This is a genomic window from Streptosporangium sp. NPDC050148, assembly GCF_055586505.1.
Window position 1 is genome coordinate 14,877 of the sequence record NZ_JBVJIA010000011.1, and the last position, 21,621, is coordinate 36,497.

A 21,621-nucleotide genomic window follows, 5' to 3' on the forward strand; every position below is an offset into this window, starting at 1 on the left:
ACCCCCCCCCCCCCCCCCCCCCCCCCCCCCCCCCCCCCCCCCCCCCCCCCCCCCCCCCCCCCCCCCCCCCCCCCCCCCCCCCCCCCCCCCCCGGGGCCGCCGGTCCGGCGGTGGTGGCGGCCCGTTCCGGCGGGCGATGGGCAGGCACTGGTACGCCCTGGCCATGGTCGCCCCGGTGATCCTGGTCACCGGTCTGCTGATCGGCTGGCCGCTGGCCCGTGGCGTGTACCTGTCGCTGACCGACGCCACCGAGGCCAACATCGGCCGCACGATCGGCGTCAACGTCATCCCCTCCACCTACGAGTTCGTGGGCCTCGAGAACTACGTCGGGATCCTGACCAGCTCCCTGTTCTGGGACAAGCTGACCTGGACGGTCATCTGGACCGTCGCCTGCGTGGCGCTGCACTACGGCCTGGGCCTGGGACTGGCCCTGCTGCTCAACCGGCGCCTGCGGTTCCGCTCGGCCTACCGGCTGCTGCTCATCCTGCCGTGGGCCATCCCCGGGTTCGTCTCCGCGTTCATCTGGCGCTACCTGTACAACAGCGACTTCGGCGTGATCAACGCGATGCTCAGGGCCGCCGGCCTGGGCGCGGTCGGCTGGCTCGACGACCCGACCACGGCGAAGATCGCGGTCATCGCGGTCAACGTGTGGATGGGCGTGCCGTTCATGATGGTCGCCATGCTGGGCGGGCTCCAGTCGATCCCCGGTGAGCTCTACGAGGCCGCCGAGGTGGACGGCGCCACGCCGTGGCAGCGCTTCCGCTTCATCACCCTGCCCGGCCTGAGCACGGTGTCGAGCACCGTGGTCCTGCTGGGCACGATCTGGACGTTCAACATGTTCCCGGTGATCTACCTGATCAGCGGGGGCGGGCCCGGCAGCTCCACCGAGATCCTGGTCACCTACGCCTTCCGTGAGGCCTTCACCGGCGTCCGCAACTACTCCAACTCCGCGGCCTGGGGAGTGATCATCCTCCTGCTCCTCGTCGTGCTGGCCGTGGTCTACCGGCGCTCGCTGCGCAAGCAAGGGGAGGTCTGGTGAGCACCGTGAGCACCGCCGGCGACACCGCACGCACCGCCGGCCCGGCCCGGCGCGCCCGGGGACGGGGAGATCGCGGCCTGGGCGGTTCCGTCCTGCTGCACGCGACCCTGCTCGCCGCGGTCGCCGTCTCGCTCTTCCCGATCGTGTGGCTGGTCCTGACCTCGCTCAAGCCGCGCAACGGCTGGCTCTCCAGCGAGCTGGAGATCTTCAACCAGCCCTCGCTGGACAACTACACCCGGGTGCTGACCGAGACGCAGTTCCCGACCTGGCTGCTCAACTCGGTGATCGTCGCCGCCCTGACCACCGTCATCGGCGTCTTCCTGGCCTCCACCACCGGGTACGCGATCAGCCGCTTCCGCTTCCCCGGCTACCGCGGGGTCATGTGGATGCTGCTCGTCACCCAGATGTTCCCGGTGGCGATCCTCATCGTCCCGCTCTACAACCTGATGGCCGGCCTGAGACTGCTCAACCAGATCCCCGGCCTGGTCATCGCCTACATGACCGTGGCGGTCCCGTTCTGCGCGTGGATGATGAAGAGCTACTTCGACTCCATCCCGCGCGAGATCGACCAGGCGGGGATGGTCGACGGCCTGACCCCGTTCGGCACCTTCTGGCGGGTCATCCTGCCGCTGGCCAGGCCCAGCCTGGCGGTCACCGCGTTCTACTCCTTCATGACCGCCTGGGGTGAGGTCGCCTACGCGACCGTCTTCATGTCCCAGGAGGAGAAGCGCACGCTCGGCATCGGCCTGCAGCAGTTCGTCGGCCAGCACTGGTCGGACTGGGGACTGCTCACCGCCTCGGCGGTGCTGATCGCGGTGCCCGCGGCGGTCGTCTTCCTGCTGGTCCAGCGGCACCTGGTCGCCGGGCTCACCAGCGGCGCCACGAAGGCGTAACACTCCCGTGCTATCACGTCCTGACATGTCATTTGATCGGGGGACTCAACCATGACCGAGCTCGTTCACGCGGACCCGTCACCATCGGGCACCGGCACCGCCACCCGGTGGTGGCGCGACGCGGTGATCTACCAGGTCTACGTACGCAGCTTCGCCGACGGCAACGGCGACGGCGTGGGGGACCTGCTCGGCGCGCGCGGCAGGCTGCCGTACCTGGCCGACCTGGGGGTCGACGCGGTCTGGCTCACCCCGTTCTTCACCTCGCCGATGGCCGACTTCGGCTACGACGTGGCCGACTACCGGGACGTGGACCCGATCTTCGGGTCGCTGGCCGACGCGCGGGCCCTGATCGACGACGCGCACCGCCACGGCCTGCGCGTGATCGTGGACGTGGTGCCCAACCACACCTCCGACCGGCACGCCTGGTTCCTGGAGGCCCTGGCGGCACGCCCCGGCGAGGCGGCGCGGGAGCGCTACATCTTCCGCCCGGGCCGGGGCGCGGCCGGTGAGCTGCCGCCCAACGACTGGGAGTCGATCTTCGGCGGCCCGGCGTGGACCCGGCTGCCGGACGGCGAGTGGTACCTGCACCTGTTCGCCCCCCAGCAGCCCGACCTGAACTGGGAGAACCCCGAGGTCCACGCGGAGTTCGAGTCGATCCTGCGCTTCTGGCTCGACCTGGGCGTGGACGGCTTCCGCATCGACGTCGCCCACGGCATGGTCAAGGCCGAGGGCCTGCCCGACGTCGGCCACCCCGACCAGGTGAAGATGATCGGCGCCGACGTGGTGCCGTTCTTCGACCAGGACGGCGTGCACGACATCCACCGCGCCTGGCGCAGGCTGCTCGACTCCTACCCGGGCGAGCGGATCGGCGTCGCCGAGGCGTGGGCGCCGTCCCCGCAGCGGCTGGCCAACTACGTCCGCCCCGACGAGATGCACCAGGCGTTCAACTTCCACTTCCTCAAGACCCCCTGGGACGCCGACGCGTTCCGCGCGGTCGTCCAGGAGTCGCTGGCCACCGCCGACCTGGTCGGCGCGCCCAGCACCTGGGTGCTGTCCAACCACGACGTCAAGCGTCACCTGACCCGCTACGGCGGCGGCGAGCTCGGCCTGCGCCGTTCCCGGGCGGCCGCCCTGCTGACGCTCTCCCTGCCCGGCTCGGCCTACGTCTACCAGGGCGAGGAGCTCGGCCTTCCCGAGGTGCTCGACCTGCCCGAGGAGTTCCTGCACGACCCGCAGCGCCACCGCAACCCCGAGGACGGCCGCGACGGCTGCCGGGTGCCGCTCCCGTGGGCCGACGGCGAGCCGCACTTCGGCTTCAGCCTGCTGCCGGGCACCGGCGCCCCCTGGCTGCCCATCCCGGACGCCTGGGGACCCCTCAGCGTCGAGTCCCAGCTGCGGGACCCGCTCTCCACGCTGAACCTCTACCGCGAGGCGCTGAGGATCAGGCGCGAGCGCCGCAGCTTCGACGACACCCCGCTGACCTGGCTCGACTCCCCGGAGGGAACGCTGGCCTTCCGCCGGGGCGACGGGTTCGCCTGCACGGTCAACCTCACCGGCGAGCCGGTCACGCTGCCCGCCCCCGGGCGGATCCTGCTGGCCAGCGCCGGGACGACGGTCGAGGACGGCCTGGCACGGCTCGCCCCCGACTCCGCCGTCTGGTGGGGAACCGATGGCGCATAGCGCGGGCCCGCTCGGCAGCGGCACCGGCGGCACCGGCGGCACCGGCGTCAACGGCACCGCCCGGCTGACCGACATCGCCGCCCAGGCCGGGGTGAGCGAGGCCACGGTCAGCCGGGTGCTCAACGGCAAACCGGGCGTCTCCGCCCTCACCCGGCGCTCGGTGCTGGCGGCCCTGGACGTCATGGGGTACGAGCGCCCGCAGCGGCTGCGCCAGCGCAGCAACGGGCTGATCGGCCTGGTCACCCCGGAGCTGGACAACCCCATCTTCCCGGCGTTCGCCCAGGCCTTCGAGAAGACCCTGACCCAGCACGGCTACACCCCGGTGCTGTGCACCCAGCTCCCCGGCGGCGCGGTCGAGGACGAGTTCACCGAGCTGCTGGTGGAGCGGGGGGTCAGCGGCATCATCTTCGTCTCCGGCCTGCACGCGGACGTCACCGCGCGCGCGGACCGCTACACCCAGCTCATCGGGCAGGGCGTGCCCATCGTCCTGCTCAACGGCCACGCGGCCGACGTCCCGGCCCCGTTCATCTCCCCGGACGACCGGGCCGCGGCCCGGCTGTCCGTGCAGCACCTGGTCGACCTCGGCCACGAGCGGATCGGCCTGGCCGTCGGTCCCGGCCGGTTCGTCCCGGTGATCAGGAAGATCGAGGGCTATCGGCGGGCGATGTCCCGGCTGCTCGGGGTGACCGAGGTGGACGGGCTGATCTCGCACTCGCTGTTCTCGGTGGAGGGCGGCCAGGCCGCGGCCGCCCAGCTGCTGGCCCGGGGGTGCACCGGCATCGTGTGCGCGTCCGACCTGATGGCGCTGGGCGCGATCCGCGCCTGCCGGGACCGGGGCCTGACGGTCCCCGGTGACGTCTCGGTGGTGGGGTTCGACGACTCGCCGCTGATCGCGTTCACCGACCCTCCGCTGACCACCGTGCGCCAGCCCGTGCAGTCGATGGTGACCGCGGCCGTGCACACCCTGCTGGAGGCCGTCACCGGGACCCCCGGGCAGCAGCACTCCGAACTCATCTTCCAGCCCGAACTCATCGTGCGCGGCTCCACGGGCTCCGGCCCCAAGATCCTGCGCTGACCTCCCGCCCGCCGGCCTCCCGGCGGGGCCCCGCCCCCCTCCCTCTCACGTTCCACGCACCCGTCACGCCACGGAGACCGGCACCCCGCCGCCTCTCCTGTTCGGCACGCGCGTCCCCGGGTCGTCACCGGTCCGGGCCCGCCCCCCTCGCTCGATCCGCCTACCTCGCGTGCCCGCCCAGGAGGCCCGCATGAGTGTGCACGATCCCGTCCCGGCCACCGCCTCGTCCACCGTCTCGTTCACTGCCTCGCCCACCGTTCCCCTGCTGCTCGCCGCGCGGGCGCAGACCGACCCCGACCGGCCCGCCCTCGCCGGTGCCGACCCTCTCGGATCGGAGGACCTGACCTTCGGCCGCTGGGAACGGTGGTCCAACGCCGCCGCCCGCGGCCTGATCGCCCGGGGACTGCGGCCCCGCGACCGCGTCGGCCTGCTGTTCGGCGGACGGGACTGGGCGGCGTTCGCCGTCGCCTTCTGCGCGGTGCTCAAGGCGGGCGGCGTGGCGGTGCCGCTCTCGGCCCGGCTCAGCGACCGCGAGATCCTCGACACCCTGGACCACTGCGGCGCCACGGGCGTGCTCCACGGCCCGCGAGACTCGTCGCGCGAGCCGGGCACCGGGCGCTGGTGGTCGACGGTGCCCGACACCGGCGACGGTTCGCCGGTCGACGTCCCGGCCGGCCCGGGAGACCTCGCCCAGATCGTCTACACCTCCGGCACCACCGGAACCCCCAAGGGCGTCGGCGCCACCCACGCCAACCTGACCCACGGCCGCCCGCTCCGCCCGCGGCGCCGGGCCTACACCCACTCCGAGCGCTTCCTGCACGCCTTCCCCATCGGGACGAACGCCGCGCAGATGATGCTGATGGACGCCCTGACCGCGCACCCGGCGGCGCTCACCCTCGACGTGTTCGAGCCCGAGGAGTTCTGCAGGCTCATCGAGGCGCACCGGGTGGGCACGGTCTTCCTGGTGCCGTCCATGGCGATCGAGCTGCTCGGCTCCGGCGCGCACCGCAGGCACGACCTGTCCAGCGTGCTGCTGCTGGGCTCCTCGGCCGCGGCGCTGCCCCCGGCCGTCGCCCAGGACCTGGCCGCGGCGTTTCCCGGTGCGACGCTGGTCAACCACTACACCTCCACCGAGGCGGTGCCCGCGCAGACGACCATGATCGTCGATCCGGCCAGGCCCACCTCGCTCGGCCGTCCCACCGACCCCGGTGACCTGCGGATCCTCGGCGAGGACGGGCGGATCCTGCCGCCGGGGGAGACCGGCGAGGTCTGGCTCCGCTCCCCGGCCCCGGCGCGCACCTACGTGGGCGACCCCGAGGGCAGCGCGCTGGTCTTCCGCGACGGCTGGGTCCGGATGGGCGACGTCGGCCACCTCGACGACGACGGCTACCTGCACCTGTCCGACCGGGAGAGCGACGTCATCAAGTCCGGCGCCCTGAAGGTGTCCACCGTCCAGATCGAGGCCGCCCTGCACGAGCACCCCGCCGTGGCCGAGGCCGCGGTCGTCGGGGTGCCCCACCCGGTGATGGGCTCGATGCCCGCCGCCGCGGTGCGCCCGGCGTACCCCGTGGCCGTGGACGAGCTGCGCGACTTCCTGTCCGGACGGCTGGCCCGGCACGAGCTGCCCACCCGGATCCTGCTGGTGGACTCCTTCCCGCGCAACGACATCGGCAAGATCGTCAAGTCCGGGGTGCGCGCCCTCTTCGCCGCCCGGGGCCGCGCCGTCCCCCTGACCCCAGAGCAGGAGCGGTGCCTGTCCGGCCCGCTCGCCTCGGGCGAGACGGTCCGGGTGGCCGTACGGGTGAGCGAGGAGGTGGACCCGGGCGTGCTCAGACGGGCCCTGCGGGAGGTCGCCGCCGCCCACGACGCGCTGCGGCTGGCGTTCCCCTGCCACGACGGGGTCCGTACCGCCGAGGTCGTCCCCGGCGCCGACCCCGAGCTGGTCGTGTTCCCCGCCGCGGACGCGGTCCGCGGCGACGACGTCCCGGAGCGGGTGGAGGAGGAGTCGGCCAGGCCCTTCGACGTGGAGCGCGGGCCGCTCTGGCGGACGATCCTCACCGGCCCGTCCCCGGACGGCCGCCTGCTGGTGCTCTGCGCCTCGGAGCTGGTCTGCGACGCCTGGTCACTGGAGACCGTCCTGTACGAGCTCGGGACCGCCTATGCCGCCGCGCTCTCCGGCGGGCCGCCCGCTGCGCCCTCCGACGGCTCCCGCGCTCCCCGTGCCTCCTACGCCGACTGGGCGGCCGGGCGCCGCTCGCGACCCACCGGCCGGGACGGCCCGTCCGGCCCGTTCGATCCGGCAGGGCCGGACGGGCCTGGCCGTCCGGAGGGTGCAGGTGAGGTGCACGCGTTCCTGCTGGAACCGGAGACGGCCGGCAGGATGCGGCAGGCGGCGCGCGCCGGGCGGACCACGGCCGACGCGACGGCGCTCGCCCGCTGGGCGGCCGCGGTGTCCCGGGTGCGGAAAGTGCCCGATCCCGTGGTGCTCGTCCGCGAACCCGGGCGGGACGACCCCGCCCACGCCCTCCTCGTCGGGCCGCTCGCGCTGGACGTCCCGATCCGCCCATCCGATACGTCCGGTACGCGCGAGACCGGTGAACCCCCCGGCCCGCCCCGGTCGTACGACGCCCGTTTCCTCTTCGAGGGGCTCGCGCCGGGACCGTACCTGCCGGGCCTGAGGTCCGAGCCGTGGGCGCTTCCCGCCGTGCCGCCCGCCGACGGCGGGCCGTCCCTCACCCTCACCGAGCAGCAGGACGGGTCCGTGTCCGGCGTCTGCTCGGGCCCGGACGCCGAGCGCCTCGCCCGGGAGTTCCGGCGCCTGTGCGACCCGTCCGTCTCCTGAGCACCTTCTCCCGGGCCCCCTCTCCGATGTGCGACCCGTCCGTCTCAGCACCACCCGGCCTCTCCCTCCCGGATCCCGTCTCCGATCGGAAGTGATCATGACGTCCGAGACCGATTCCCTGATCGGCTCCGTCCCCGTCCCCGCCTCACTCGCCCAGCAGGGCATCTGGTTCAACGAACGGCTGGGCGGCACCGAGACCGTCTACACGATGCCGTTCTCCGTCACCTTCGACGGCCCCCTCGACGTCACGGCGCTGGCCGCGGCCTGGCGGGCGCTCGTCGCGCGGCACCCGTCGCTGACCCGCGTGGTCTCCGAACGCCAGGGCGTGCCGTACCTGACGCCCGCAGCGGAACCGCCCGGGCTGCGCGTCGTCGAGACCGGCGCCGGCCGGCTCGGCGGACCGGTCACCGAGGAGATCCTGCGCCCCTTCGACCTGACGCGCGGGCCGTTGCTGCGCGGCACCCTGTACGTGGAGGGCCCGCGCAGGGCGACGCTGCTGGTCGTGGTCCACCACCTCGTCTTCGACGGCGAGTCGACGTCGGTGTTCCTGCGGGACCTGGCCGCGCTCTACCGGGCCGAGGTCACCGGCGCCCCAGCCGGCCTGCCGGAACCCTACGGTGACGATCCCCGCGAGCTCGCCGCCCGCGCCGAGGCCAGGGTCGCGGCGAGCCTGTCCTTCGCCCGCGAGTTCTGGGGACCGCGCCGACGGGAGGCGGCCGAGGTCGTCCTGCCCGGCCTGACCGGGGAGGTGCCCGCGGTGGACCGGGGGGCGGCGGTGCGGTTCGACCTGCCCGCTCCGGCGCGCGAGGCACTGGCCCGGCTGTCGGAGGAGATCGGGGCGAGCAGGTTCGAGATCGTCCTCGCCTCGCTGCACGCCCTCCTGTACCGGTACGGCAACGCCGAGCCGACGGTCGCCGTCGACCTGGGCACCCGCTCGCCGGAGACCCGCGACCAGATCGGCGCCTTCGTCAACGAGCTGCCCGTCACCGCCCGGCTCCGGCCGGAGTGGGGCTTCCGGCGCTTCGTGGGCGACCAGCGTTTCGCCTACGGCCTCCGCTCCGACCTGCGCGGCCTCTTCCGGGTCCGGGAGGTGCCGCTGTCGCGCGCCGTCAGCGGCGTACGGCCGGGCGTCTCGCTCGCGCCGATCTCCCTCGGCTACCGCAGGCGTGAGGCCGCGCCCGGGTTCCACGGCGTCGGCGCCCACGTGGAATGGGTGCTGTTCAACCACACCGTCCGCGGCGCCATGCGCGCGCACATCGTGGACGGGCCCGACCGGTTCGGCGTCGTCCTGCAGTACAACCCGCGCCTGATGAAGGGCGACGACGCCGAGCGCGTCGCGGAGCACTGGCGCACCCTGCTCGCCGCGGTGGCCGCCGACCCGGACCTGCCGATCGCCGAGCTGCCGCTGCTCGGCGAGGAGGAGACCCGGCGCCTGCTGTCGGAGTGGAACGACACCGCCGTCGCCTACCCGTCCGCGACCCTGCCCGAGCTCCTCACCGAGCAGGCCGCCCGTACCCCCGAGGCGGTCGCGGCGGTCTGCGGCGCGCGGACGATGAGTTACGCCGAGCTGGCCGGGGCCGTGGACGGGCTCGCGTCGCGGCTGCGGGCGCTGGGGGTGCGGCGGGGCACGCTCGTCGCGGTCTGCGCGGGACGCTCCCTGCCCACCCTGGTGACCCTGCTCGCCGTCTCCCGGGCCGGGGGCGCCTACCTGCCCCTCGACCCGGATCACCCGATCGAGCGCCTGCGCCTGATCCTGGAGGACTCCGGCGCCGGGCTGCTCCTGACCGGCCCGGAACGCCGGGACGACCTCGCCGGGGCCGGCGTCCGCACCCTCGATCTGACCGACCTGACCGACCTGACCGACCTGACCGACCTGACCGATTCCGCGGACCCGGCCGATTCCACCGGGCCGGGTTCCCGGCCCGCCGTCCCCGCCGGGGCGACCGCGGATCCCGCCTCCGTCCCCGCTCCCGTCCCCGCCGAGGCCGAGGCTCCGCCGCCGTGGCCCGAGCCGGGTGACCCGGCGTACGTGCTGCACACCTCGGGCTCCACCGGACGGCCCAAGGGGGTGCGGATCCCGCACCGGGCACTGGCCAACCTGCTGCTGGCCATGCGCGACCTGCTCGGCTCGGCCCCCGGCGACCGCTGGCTCGCGCTCACCTCGCTCTCGTTCGACATCTCGGCACTGGAGCTCTACCTGCCGCTGGTCACCGGGGGGCGGGTCGTGCTCGCCCCCGACGGGGCGCTCGCCGACGGGCGCGAGCTCGTACGGCTGGCCGCGGGAAGCGGGGTCACCCACGTGCAGGCGACCCCGTCGGGCTGGCGGATGCTGCTGGACGCCGGGCTCGACCTGCCCGGCGCGACCGCCCTGGCCGGAGGCGAGACCCTGCCCGCCCCGCTGGCCCGGGAGATCCTCGGCGCGACCGGCAGGCTGTTCAACGTCTACGGGCCCACCGAGACGACGATCTGGTCCACCGGCGCCTTCGTCACCGAGCCCGTCACCACCGTGCCCATCGGCGCGCCGCTGGCCAACACCCGGGTCCACGTGCTGGACGAGCGGCTGCGGCTGCTTCCGGAGGGCGTGCCCGGAGAGCTCTGCATCGCCGGTGACGGCGTCGCCGACGGCTACCTCGGCCTGCCCGAGCTGACCGGGGACCGCTTCCCCGCCGACCCGTTCGGGCCCGGCCGCCTCTACCGGACGGGCGACCGCGTCCGCAGGCGTTCCGACGGGCTGATCGAGTTCATCGGCCGCCTGGACGACCAGATCAAGCTCCGCGGCCACCGCATCGAACCCGGGGAGATCGAGTCCCGGCTGCTGGAGCACCCCGCCGTGGCCCGTGCCGCCGTGGTGGCCAGGGAGGACGACAAGGGGGAGCGGCGCCTGGTCGCCTACCTGGAGTGCGCGACGGTACCCGCAGACCTGCGCGAGCACTGCGCCACCACCCTGCCCCCGTACATGATCCCCGCCGACGTCGTCGCGTTGCCCGCGCTGCCGATGACCGCCAGCGGCAAGCTCGACCGGGCCGCCCTGCCCGCGCCCGGGGCCCGCGCCACCGCGCCCGGCACGGCCGTGCCCGCCGTCCTGACCGGGGTGGCCGCGGAGCTGCACGACATCTGGCGGGAGGTGCTCGGCGTCGAGGCCGTCGGTCTCGACGAGGACCTGTTCGAACTGGGCGGCCACTCCCTGACGATCACCCAGATCGCCTCCAGGGTCCGGCTGCGCCTGGGCGCCGACCTGCCGCTGCACGTCTACTACGACGAGCCCACGATCGCCGCGATCGCCTCCGCCGTCGAACGTCTCACCGGGGAGCGCTGACCCGTGACCCTCCCATCACCCCCACCGCCCCCGGCCGTGCCCGGGCTGCACGTCAACTGGACCGGCCCCTACCGGGCGGGCCTGCGCCGCCACCGTGACCGGGCCCTGGAGAACGGCCCGTACACGATGCCGATCGAGGAGATCCTCACCTGCGTGCACAGCGCGTACGCCTGGCGGGCCTTCCACGGCGGTGTCGCGCTGGTGACCGACGAGCTGGGCGCCTCCTACACCGCGGCGCAGGGCCTGGACGTGCTCTACGACCGCGTCGACACCCGCCTCGACGACCTGGACGCCCTGGACGTGGACCCGCTGCTGTACTTCGCGGCGGGCAAGATCTACACGGCCCTCCTGTACGCCGCCCCGTTCGCCGTCGTCGACACCGACCTCTACCTGCGCGCCCCCGTCGGCCACCTGGGACGGGGCGGGTTCGTGTTCGCGCACTGGGAGTCGGTGGACAACGCCGTCTACCCGCCGCCCGAGGAGGTCCCCCGGCCCGCCGGCCTGGAGCTGTCACGCTGGCTCTTCGACACCCCCGCGGCCAACATGGCCCTGTCCGTCTTCCTCGACGACCGGCACCGCGCCGAGTACGCGGAGGCGGCCATGGCCTTCATGACGGGGAACGCCGGGCCGTCGGCCACCGAGCCGATCGTCCGCCAGACCTTCGCCGAGCAGCGCCTGGCCCCCGCGGTCGCCCGCTCTCTCGGCGTGGACCTGCGCCCGCTCACCGACCGCTTCTGGGTCGTGGAGACCGAGGAGTGGGACGGGCCCTCCCACGCCGGGCGCTTCCACCACACCTGGAACCAGAAGCGCCTGCTGCGCCAGTTCCCCGAGCTGCGCCCGGCCTACTGGCGTTACCTGCTGGAGGACCTGCTCTGGAACCATCCCGGCGCCGCCGACCTGCTGCCGTCGGTGCCCGCCCTCGCCGGGTGCGCCGACCTCGTCCACGCCGTACGCCGCGACCTCGCCGCGCACGGCCCCAGCGTCCTGGATTGGAAGACCGCGTGACCGCGCAGAGCACCGAGACGGAGCTGGGCGCCCTGTGGCGCCAGGTGCTCCGCGTCCCCGCGGTCGCTCCCGGCGACAACTTCTTCGAACTGGGCGGGGACTCCTTCAGAGCGGCCCAGCTCGCCACCCTGATCGGTGAACGGCTGGGCGTGCCCGCCACCCCGGCGCTGGCCTTCGACCGGCCCGAGCTGGCGGGCCAGGCCCGGTGGATCGACGGCGCCCGCCGCCCGGCCGCCCCGCCGCCCGCCGCCGCGGCGGGCGGGGAGGAGGGCGGGGGAGCGGCGCTCAGCACGCAGCAGGAGGAGTTCCTGGAGTGGATGTTCTCCGGCGACCCCGTCCGCGACATCGGCTCCTGCGCCACCGCCGTCCGCATCCGGGACGCCCTCGACGTCCCCCTCCTGACCCGGGCGCTGGAGACGGTGATCGCCCGGCACGACCCGCTGCGCACCGTCGTCACCGCCTCCGGGCAGGTCCTGATCGCGGACGAGCTGCCCCCCGAGGTCGACGAGGCCGAGGCCCGTGGCGACACGCCCGAGGAACGCGAGCGCGACGCCGAACGCATCGTGTGGCACGAGCGGATGCGTCTCGACAGCGCGCTGCGCGGCCCGCTGGTGCGGGCCCTGGTGGTACGCCTGGACGAGGACGACCACGTGCTGGCCCTGGCCGTGCACCACTTCGCCTTCGACGGCTTCTCACTCGGCGTCCTCCTTCGCGAGCTGGGCATCGCCTACTCGGCGCTGCGCACCGGACACCCCGTCCGGCTGCGTCCGCTGCCGATGACCTACGCCGCCTACTGCGAGTCCGCCCGCGCGCGGTGGCCGGCCAACCGGCCGTACTGGGACCGGGTGCTGGACGGCGCGCCGCGCGACCTGACGCCCTTTCCCGGACGGCGGGACACCACCCTGTTCTCCCGGCGCAGGCACGCCTTCGAGATCGACGCCGACCTCGCCCGGCGGCTGCGCGAGACCGCCCAGAGCCGCGGCGCGACCACGTTCATGGCGGTGGCCGCCTGCTGGACCTGGCTGCTGCGGCAGTGGACCGGGCTGACGGACCTGGTGGTGATGTCCCCCGTGCCCGGCCGTACCGCCCCCGAGCACGAGGCGCTGATCGGCTGCCTGGTGCAGTCGCTCGTCCTGCGCCTCGACGCCTCGGGCGAGCCCGCCTACACCGAGCTGGTCGAGCGGGTCAGGGAGGTCTCGGTCGGGGCGGTCGCGCACCAGTTCCACTCCTACCTGGAGACCCGGACGCGGGTGCCGTTCCCCTCGCGGATCCACTACGAGAGCTTCGGCGCCCCGCACTTCCCCGGCCTGCTGTCGGAGGCGTTCCCCTTCCCGCGCGAGCAGGAAAGGCTCGAATGGGCCGCGAACCCGGGCGAGCTCGACCTCAGCGCCCCCGAGCTGATCGTCGAGGAGCAGCGGGACGGCTCCATGCTCGCGGCCGTGGTCTACAACCACTACGGCTACGACCCCGCCACGGCCGCCGAGCTCGCCGAGGCTTTCCAGCGCTACGCCCGCCTCGCGGTCGAGGACCCGGACGAGCCGCTGCCGGGGCTGGACACGTCACCGCGTTCCGGCACGGCCGAGAGCCCTGGCACGGTGGAGCGTTCCGCCGAGGCCGAGGACTCCGGCACGGCACCGGGGGAGGAGACCTCATGACGGCCGGACGGGCCGCGATCGTCGGGGCGGGACCCGCGGGGTCGCTGCTCGCCATCCTCCTCGCCCGCCGCGGCCACCGGGTCGACGTCTACGACCTGCGCCCCGACCCGCGTGACGGCAAGGGCGACGGCGAGGGGCGCTCGATCAACCTGGGCCTGTCGGCCCGCGGCATCCGCGCCCTGCGGCACGTCGGCCTGTGGGAGACGCTGCGCGACCGGCTGGTCCCGATGCGGGGGCGCGTCGTCCACCGCCCGGACGGGCAGGCCGTCTTCCAGGCGTACGGCACCGACCCGGCGCAGATCCTCTACTCGGTCGACCGGGACGAGCTGACCACCCTCCTGGTCGAGCGCGCCGCGGCGCACGAGGGCGTCAGGCACGTCTTCGGCGTCCGCTGCGCCGGGGTCGACCGCGAGAACGCGGGCCTGACGCTGACCGACGCGGTCACCGGGGAGGCGCGCGGTGCCCGCGCCGACTTCGTGGTGGGCGCGGACGGCGCGTTCTCCGCGGTACGCGCCGCCATGCAGCGGGGGCTCCCCACCGGCTACCGCCAGGACTTCCTGGAATGGGGATACAAGGAGCTGACGATCCCCGCCGCCCCCGGTGGCGGCCCCCGCGTCCCGCTGGAGGCGCTGCACGTCTGGCCGGGGGACGGCGCCCTGATCGTCGCCCACCCCAACGTGGACGCCTCGCTCACCGCCACGCTCTTCCTGCCGCACACCGGCGTCCCCGGCGCGCCGGGCTTCGACGGCCTCACCGGTGAACGCGACGCCGTCCGCTTCCTCGGCCGGGTCTTCCCCGGATTCGCGGACCTCGTGCCCGACCTGGCGGCCCAGTACGCCGCCGCCCCGGTCGGCAACCTGGTCACCATCCGCACCTCGCGCTGGCGGCACGCCGGCCGGGTGGTCCTGGTGGGCGACGCCGCCCACGCGGTCTACCCCTTCTACGGCCAGGGCATGAACTCGGCGCTGGAGGACTGCCTGGTGCTCGACGACTGCCTGGCCCGCCACCCCGGCGACCGGGCGGCGGCGTTCGGCGCGTACCAGCGGCTGCGCAGGCCGCACACCGACATCCTGGCCGACCTGTCCGAACGCAACTTCGCCGACCTGCGCGACGGCACCCGCTCCCCGCTGCGGCTGGCCCGCAGACAGGCCGACCTGGCCCTGAACCGCATCTTCCCCACCCTGTGGCGGCCGCTCTACACGATGGTCTCGCACACCGACATGCCGTACGGCGAGGCGCTGCGCCGGGCCCGCCACCAGGACCGCGTACTGCGCTGGTCGGGTGCCGCCCTGGCGACCGGCGCCGCCCTCGCGGCCGTGAAGCTCACCTCTGCTCGGAGGACCTCCCCGTGATCGTGCACCCCGACGACCCCTCGCTCCATCTGATCGAGGTCGCCGACCTCGACCTCCCGTACCCGCCGCCCGAGGCGCACGCGCACCGGGACACGCTGCGGGCCGTGATCGGCTGGGCCGAGACCTACCTGTGCCGCCCGCACCCCGACCTGGGCCGCAACGGCCCGGTCTGCCCCTACGCCCAGGGCTCGCTGAGCAGGGGCAGGTTCTACCTCGCGGTGCCCGGGACGGCCCCCCGCACCGTGGAGGACGTCGTCGCCCTGGTGGAGCCGTACCGGGCCTGGTTCACCGGGCTCGCCCCGCGGGGCGAGCCCGACGCCGTGTTCACCACGATCCTGATCCTGCTGCCCGGCCTCGCCGGCCGGGTGGCGCTCGTCGACGCCGCGCAGGAGGCGCTGAAGGACCGCTTCGTCGAGGAGGGGCTGATGGTCGGGGAGTTCCACGACGGCCCGCCCGACAAGCCCGGCCTGTGGAACCCGCTGCTGCGCCCGCTGTCCGGGCCCGTGCCGCTGCTCGCGATCCGCCACATGGTCGCCACGGACCTGCCGTTCCTGCACCTGGACCCGGCCCACCGCGACGCCTACCTGGCCCGCTTCGGCGGCCGGGTCCCCGCCCACCTGCGGGAGACGGTCACCGAGGCCGGAAGCGTGGAGGCCACCGTGACCGACGCGGTGACGGGCGCCGTGGCCGGGGCCGTGACCGCCACCGTGACCGGCGCCGTCCGCGACGCCGCGACCGACACCGCACTGGAGACCGTCCTGGAAGGAGCGGAATGACGCCCATCGCGCGCCGCGACCCCTCGGCGCCCGTCCCGCTCACCCCGGCCCAGGCCCGCCTGTGGTTCCTCGACCGGGCCGGACAGGGCGCCGGGACGTCCTACGTGTGCTGGACCTCCCAGCGCGTCACCGGACCGCTCGACGTGAACGCGCTGCGGGCGGCGTTCACCGCCGTGGTACGCCGCCACGAGGCGCTGCGCCTGGCCGTCGTCGAGGGACCCGCCCAGGTGGTGCGCGAGGACGGGCCCGAGCTGAACGTGGTGATCCTCCCCGGCGAGCCGGAGGCACGCGCCCTGGCGGACGGCCTGCTCGCGCGGGGGTTCGCGTTCGACGGCGGCCCGCTGCACCGGGCCGTGCTCATCGGGATCGCCCCCGGGGAGCACGTTCTGGTGTGGTGCCTGCACCACATCGTGTGCGACGGGCCCTCCATCGGCATCCTGGAGGACGACCTGTGGGCCTGCTACCGGGCCCTCACCGAGGGGGCGGAGCCCCCGCCGGGCGTCTTCGCCCAGTTCCCCGACTACGCCGCCTGGCTCGCCGGGCAGGACCGGGACGCCCGCGAGGCCGGTCGCGCCCACTGGCGTGAGCACCTGTCCGGCGCCCCGGCCCTCAGCACCCTGCCGCAGGACCGGCCCCGGCCGCGCGAGCCCGTACGCGACGGGGCCCGGCGCTCCCTGAGTCTGCCCGAGGCCCTGGTGCCCGAGCTGTACGCCCTCGCCAGGGCCAGGCGCACCACCCTGTTCGTCCTGGCGATGGCCGCGATGACCGCGGCCGTCGCCAGGTACTCCGACGAGGAGGACGTGGTCGTCGGGACCGCCCTGGTCGACAGGTACTCCGAGGGCCTGCCCGACCTGGAGGACTCGGTCGGCTTCTACGTCAACCTCGTCCCGGTCCGGACGGACCTGCGGGCCGACCCCACCCTGGACGAGCTGCTGCGCGCCGTGCGCGGCTCGGTCATCCGGGGGCTCGGCCACCAGGCGATCCCGTTCGAGGAGATCGTCGAACTGGCCGGGGTGCCCCGCGACCTGAGCAGGAACCCGGTGTTCCAGACGCTGCTGGTGATGGAGTCCGCGGGCCGGTCCGGGCGGAGGGCGGAGGGCCTGGCGGTCGAGCCGTGGCCGCTGCGCACCTCGTCTCCGGGCGCCCGCTTCGACGTGACCCTCGTGGTGACCGTGGGGGAGGGCCGGATCGACCTGCACGCCGACCACTCCGCCGACCTGTACGACGCGGACACGATCGACCGGTTCCTGCGTCACGTCACCGCCTTCCTGACGGCCTTCACCAGCACGCCGGACCTGCGGGTCTGGCAGGTCCCGCTGCACGACGAGGGTGACCTCGGCGCGGGCCCCGGAGGTGGCCCGCCGTCCGGGGGCTTCACCGCGGTTCACGAGCTCTTCGCCCGGCGGGCGGCCGAGACCCCGGCCGCCCCGGCGCTGGTGTCGGAGGCCGGGACGGTCGGCTACGGCGAACTGGAGCGCCGCTCCGCGCGGCTGGCCGGACGGCTGCGCGCGGCCGGGGCGCGACGGGACTCGGTCGTGGCCGTCGTCCTGCCCGGCGGGCCGGACGCCGTCGTCGCCCTGCTCGCCGCCCTGCGGGCGGGCGCCGCCTACCTGCCGCTCAACCCGGCCGACCCGCCGGATCGGCTCGCCGGGATCCTCCGGGAGGCCGGGGCGGTCGTCGCCGTCACCTCCGCCCGGTACGCGGACGCGCTGGCCGGTCACCCCGGCACCGTCCTGAACCTCGACGCCCCCGTCGCCGACGTCCCCGGCGCCCCCGGCGCCACCCCCGACCCCGGCGACGCCCTTCGCGACCCCGACCCCGACCCCGACGCCGACTCCGACGCCGACGTCCAGGCCGTCCGGGCCGCCGGGGAGGACGGCGCGGCCACCGGGGACGCCGTCCCTCCCGTGGAACCGGAGGACCTCGCGTACGTGATCTACACGTCGGGTTCCACCGGGCTCCCCAAGGGGGTGATGGTGACGCACGGGACCCTCGCCCGGCTGACCGGGTCGTTCAGTGCCGTGCACGGGTTCAGGCCCGGAGGCCGGGTGCTGATGCTGCCGCCGCTGACCTTCGACGCCTCGGTGGGAGACCTCTTCCCCGCCCTGTGCTCCGGGGCCGCCCTGGTGCTGCACCCCGACCCGGCCCTGCTCGACGGCCCGGAGCTGGTGCGCTTCTGCGCGCGGCACGAGGTCACCGCGGTCGACACCGCGGCCTCGCTCTGGCGCCGCTGGACCACCGAACTGACCCCCGGCTCGGTGCCGGACGACTGGCCGGTCACCACGATGATGGTCGGCGGGGAGCGGGTGCCGCTCTGGGCGGTCCGCGCCTGGGCCGCGGCCACCGGCGGGCGGGTCGAGCTGTTCAACCACTACGGCCCGACCGAGGCGACCGTGTGCGCCACCGTGCACCGCACCCGCGACGGCGCCGAGGCGGCCGGGCGGGAACACCTGCCCATCGGACGGCCGCTGCCGCACGTGCGCGCGTACGTCGTCGACCGCCGGGGCGGCCTGGCGCCGACCGGCACGCCCGGCGAGCTGCACCTGGGCGGGGACTGCCTGGCCCGGGGCTACGTCGCCCGGCCCGGGGAGACCGCGGCCCGTTTCCTCCCCGACCCCCACGCCCCGGGCGCGCGGGCCCGCGTGTACCGGACCGGTGACCTGGCCAGGCGCCTGCCCGGCGGGACGCTGGAGTTCCTCGGGCGGGCCGACCGGCAGCTGAAGGTCAACGGCCACCGGATCGAACCGGCCGGGATCGAGTCCGCGGTCGTGGCGCACCCGGCGGTGCGCGACGCCGCCGTGACGGCGGCCCCGGAGGGGGACCGGCTCGTCGGCTACGTGGCGCCGGACACCGTCGACCCGGAGGAGCTGCGGGACTTCCTGCGCGAGCGGCTGCCCCGGCACCTGGTGCCCGCGCTGCTCGTCCCGCTCGACGCGATCCCGCGCACGCCGCACGGGAAGGTGGACACCGCGAGGCTCCCGGACGTCTCCCGGCGCGTGTCCGGTCACGTCCCGCCGCGCGGCCCGCTGGAGACGGCGATCGCCGCCGTGTGGGCGCGGACGCTCGGCGTTCCCCGGGTGGGACGCCACGACGGCTTCTTCGCCCTCGGCGGTTCCTCGATGTCGGCCGCCCGGGTGCTCGGGGAGATCCGCCGTGAGACCGGTACCGAGCCGTCCCTCGCCGATCTCTTCGAGGCGGCCGACCTGGCCGGGTTCGCCGCCCGCGTGACCGTCCCGGAACCCGCCCCGGGCGACGACGACCTGAGGGCGCGGGCGGTGTTCCCCGCCGACGTGCTCGGCCTCCTCGGCGCGGTGCGCGACGCGTCCGGTCTCCCGCAACCGGGTCGGCCGCACTCCGGCGCGGCCCCGGGAGAGGCCACGCTCCCGGTCACCGGCTCCGCGTCCGGCGGGGCGCGGAGACCGGAACGGGTGCTGCTGACCGGGGCGACCGGCCTGCTCGGGGCGAACCTGCTCGCCGCGCTGCTCGACCGCGGTGTCGCCCGGGTGACATGCCTGGTCAGGGCGGGCGGCGAGGACGAGGCCGTTCGCCGGGTCCACGACGTCCTGGCCGGGCACGGTCTCTGGCGGCCCGCCTACCGGGACAGGATCACCGGCCTGCCGGGAGACCTGGCGGCCTCCCGGCTGGGACTGACCCCGGAGGTCCACGACTCCGTGGCCGTCGGGAACGACCTGATCTGCCACGCCGCGCGGGTCGTCAACCTCGTCCTGCCGTACCGGACGCTCGCCCCGGTGAACGTCGGAGGGACGATCGAGGTCGTCCGGCTGGCCGCGCACCGGCGGCCGACCCCGCTGCACGTCGTCTCCACCCTCGGCGTGTACCTGGGCTGGACGGGACGGGAGCGTCCCGTCACCGAGGACGAGGCCCCCGACGACCCGGCGGGTCTGGACTCGCCGTACTACCGGACCAGGTGGGTCGCGGACGCGCTGGTGCGGCGGGCCCGCGAGCACGGCCTGCCCGTGACGATCCACCGCCCCGCGAGGGTCGGCGGCCACGGCCGTACCGGTCGCGGCGACCCGGGGGACTACCTCAACCGGCTGCTCGCCACCTTCGTCAGGCTCCGCATGGTGCCGGACGTCCCGGTGGCCGAGGACGTCGTCCCGGTCGACCACCTCGCCGCCGCGATCGCGGAGAGGCTGCTGGACCCCGGTACGGCCGGGCGCGACTTCCACTACGCCGACGCCGCGGGGATCACCTACCGGCGGATGGCGGACGCCCTGGCCGAGCACGGGTACGACGTGGAGACGGTCCCCTGGGAGCGCTGGCGCGCGGAGGTCCAGCGCCGCTCGGCCGCGGGCGAGCCGGTCGAGACGGGGCCGTTCCTCACCGATCCTGGCTCGGAACCGCCCGGCCCGCGCCGCCTGCGGTTCGACTGCTCGTTCGCGTGCCCGCCGCCCGGCCCGGCCCTCATCGGCCGCTACCTCGCGTTCCTCGCCGAGTCCGGGACGATCCCCCCACCGGAGGGCGCCCGGGCGTCCTCGGGGCCCGCGGAGGCGACGCCCCCGCCCGTTCCCGCCCCGGGCCCCGCCGGGACGTCCGTACCGGGAGGGATCCGATGAGGGCCGACGCGCTCAGGTTCGCCGGTATCTGGTCCGCCGAACTGGTGTCGGTGATCGGCTCCAGCCTCACCGGCTTCGTGCTCAGCGTCTGGGTCTACCAGGAGTCGGGCTCGGAGACGCAGTTCGCGCTCACCATGCTCTGCGCCACCCTCCCGGGCCTTCTCATCACGCCCTTCTCGGGGGTGATCGTCGACCGCTTCGACAGGAAGCGGGTGCTCGTGCTCAGCGACTGCGGGGCGGCGCTGTCGACGGCCGCGCTGCTGCTCGTCGTACAGACGCAGGGCCTGGCCGTGTGGCACGTCTACCTCGCCACCGCGGTCGGCGCGGTCTGCGGGACCTTCCACCTCACCGTCTACCAGGCCATGACGCCGCTGCTGGTGCCCGAGCGCCACCTGGGACGGGCCAACGGGCTCATGCAGGCCACCTGGGGGCTGCAGATCGCGGCGCCGGTGGCCGCCGGAACCCTGCTGGAGGTGGTGGGGGTACGCGGAGTGCTCCTGCTGGACCTGCTGTCGTTCGCGGTCGCGACGGCCGTGGTGCTGGCGACCCGGCTGCCCCGCGCGGTCACCCGCCCCGGCGGGACGGCCGTCGCTCCGTCGCTCGGCGCCGACCTGCTCTTCGGCCTGCGTCACCTGCGCCGGGGCGGGCTGCTCCCGCTGGTGGTGGTCTCGGCCGCGTTCAACCTCGCGTTCGCCGTGGCGGGGGTGCTGGTCCGCCCCCTCATCCTGTCGTTCGCCGGGCCCGCCACGCTCGGCGTGCTCGTCTTCGCCGGGGGGGCGGGGCTGTTCGCCGGGAGCCTGTTCATGGGCGCCTGGGGAGGGCCGCGCCGCAGGATCGCGGGGATGAGCCTGTTCATGGGGATCGGGGGGATCGCGCTGGCCGCGCACGGCCTGTCCCCCTCGGTGGCGCTCATCGCGGTGGCCGCCCCGGCGTTCCTGTTCGTCCTGCCGGTGGTCAACGGGTGCGTGACGACCGTCCTGCAGACCAGGACGGAGAGCGAGGCGCTGGGCCGGGTGCTGGCCACCGCCCGCACCCTGGGGCAGTGCGCGATGCCCGTCGCCTACCTCAGCGCCGCACCCGCGGCCGAACACCTCACCGGCCCGTGGCTCATGCCGGGAGGCGCGCTGGCCGGAAGCGCCGGGGAGCTGATCGGCACCGGCCCCGGGAGGGGCACCGCCCTGATCTTCCTGATCGACGGCCTGCTCCTGGTCGTCCTGGCGATCACCACCTACGCCCGCCCCCGGCTCCGCCGCCTGGACCACGAGGTCCCCGAGGTCCCTGAGGTCCCCGAGGCGTCCGAGGCGTCCGAGGCGTCCGGGGCGGTCCGAGCGCGGACCGCTCCCGACCCTGCCTCCTGACCCCGCGTCCGTTCCCGATCCCCCACCCGTCCCCGTCCCCGTCCCCGATCCCC

Annotated in this window: 12 protein-coding genes; all 12 read left to right on the top strand. The window is 74.9% G+C overall.

All coding sequences use genetic code 11. The annotated features are described in order from the left end of the window. Positions 1 to 136 precede the first annotated feature (136 nt). The 12 genes from ACZ6RT_RS14510 (at position 137) to ACZ6RT_RS14565 (ending at position 21,568) form a co-directional block, all read left to right on the top strand. Entirely contained in the window at positions 137 to 1,039 is a 903-nt protein-coding gene (locus ACZ6RT_RS14510) for a carbohydrate ABC transporter permease (protein WP_470153841.1), read from the top strand. After that, positions 1,036 to 1,932: a sugar ABC transporter permease gene (locus tag ACZ6RT_RS14515; RefSeq protein ID WP_470153843.1), complete on the top strand. Its 897-nt coding sequence runs from the start codon at positions 1,036 to 1,038 to the stop codon at positions 1,930 to 1,932. Before ACZ6RT_RS14510 ends, ACZ6RT_RS14515 begins: the two co-directional genes overlap by 4 nt. A 51-nt stretch (positions 1,933 to 1,983) precedes the next feature. Continuing rightward, the gene (locus ACZ6RT_RS14520; protein WP_470153845.1) at positions 1,984 to 3,612 is read left to right on the top strand and encodes a glycoside hydrolase family 13 protein; all 1,629 of its coding nucleotides are present in this window, start codon (positions 1,984 to 1,986) and stop codon (positions 3,610 to 3,612) included. Continuing rightward, positions 3,602 to 4,687, top strand: coding sequence for a LacI family DNA-binding transcriptional regulator (locus ACZ6RT_RS14525; RefSeq protein ID WP_470153846.1), 1,086 nt, complete (start codon positions 3,602 to 3,604; stop codon positions 4,685 to 4,687). Before ACZ6RT_RS14520 ends, ACZ6RT_RS14525 begins: the two co-directional genes overlap by 11 nt. A 190-nt stretch (positions 4,688 to 4,877) precedes the next feature. Then, on the top strand, positions 4,878 to 7,529 hold the full coding sequence (locus ACZ6RT_RS14530) for an AMP-binding protein (RefSeq protein WP_470153847.1): 2,652 nt from the start codon (positions 4,878 to 4,880) through the stop codon (positions 7,527 to 7,529). A 97-nt stretch (positions 7,530 to 7,626) separates the two neighbouring features. Then, positions 7,627 to 10,845: a non-ribosomal peptide synthetase gene (locus tag ACZ6RT_RS14535; protein ID WP_470153849.1), complete on the top strand. Its 3,219-nt coding sequence runs from the start codon at positions 7,627 to 7,629 to the stop codon at positions 10,843 to 10,845. A 3-nt stretch (positions 10,846 to 10,848) separates the two neighbouring features. Further along, entirely contained in the window at positions 10,849 to 11,850 is a 1,002-nt protein-coding gene (locus tag ACZ6RT_RS14540; RefSeq protein WP_399189317.1) for a DUF6734 family protein, read from the top strand. Next, entirely contained in the window at positions 11,847 to 13,505 is a 1,659-nt protein-coding gene (locus ACZ6RT_RS14545; protein ID WP_470153851.1) for a condensation domain-containing protein, read from the top strand. Before ACZ6RT_RS14540 ends, ACZ6RT_RS14545 begins: the two co-directional genes overlap by 4 nt. Continuing rightward, complete coding sequence (locus ACZ6RT_RS14550) at positions 13,502 to 14,857, top strand: FAD-dependent oxidoreductase (protein WP_399189313.1); 1,356 nt, start codon at positions 13,502 to 13,504, stop codon at positions 14,855 to 14,857. Before ACZ6RT_RS14545 ends, ACZ6RT_RS14550 begins: the two co-directional genes overlap by 4 nt. Beyond that, positions 14,854 to 15,633 carry a DUF6875 domain-containing protein gene (locus ACZ6RT_RS14555; RefSeq protein WP_470153853.1) on the top strand — a complete coding sequence of 260 codons (780 nt, stop codon included), beginning with the start codon at positions 14,854 to 14,856 and terminating at the stop codon, positions 15,631 to 15,633. Before ACZ6RT_RS14550 ends, ACZ6RT_RS14555 begins: the two co-directional genes overlap by 4 nt. After that, positions 15,630 to 20,210, top strand: a complete 4,581-nt coding sequence (locus ACZ6RT_RS14560; RefSeq protein WP_470153854.1) for an amino acid adenylation domain-containing protein — start codon at positions 15,630 to 15,632, stop codon at positions 20,208 to 20,210. Before ACZ6RT_RS14555 ends, ACZ6RT_RS14560 begins: the two co-directional genes overlap by 4 nt. Further along, positions 20,207 to 21,568, top strand: coding sequence for an MFS transporter (locus tag ACZ6RT_RS14565; protein ID WP_470153855.1), 1,362 nt, complete (start codon positions 20,207 to 20,209; stop codon positions 21,566 to 21,568). Before ACZ6RT_RS14560 ends, ACZ6RT_RS14565 begins: the two co-directional genes overlap by 4 nt. The last annotated feature ends 53 nt before the right edge of the window (positions 21,569 to 21,621 follow it).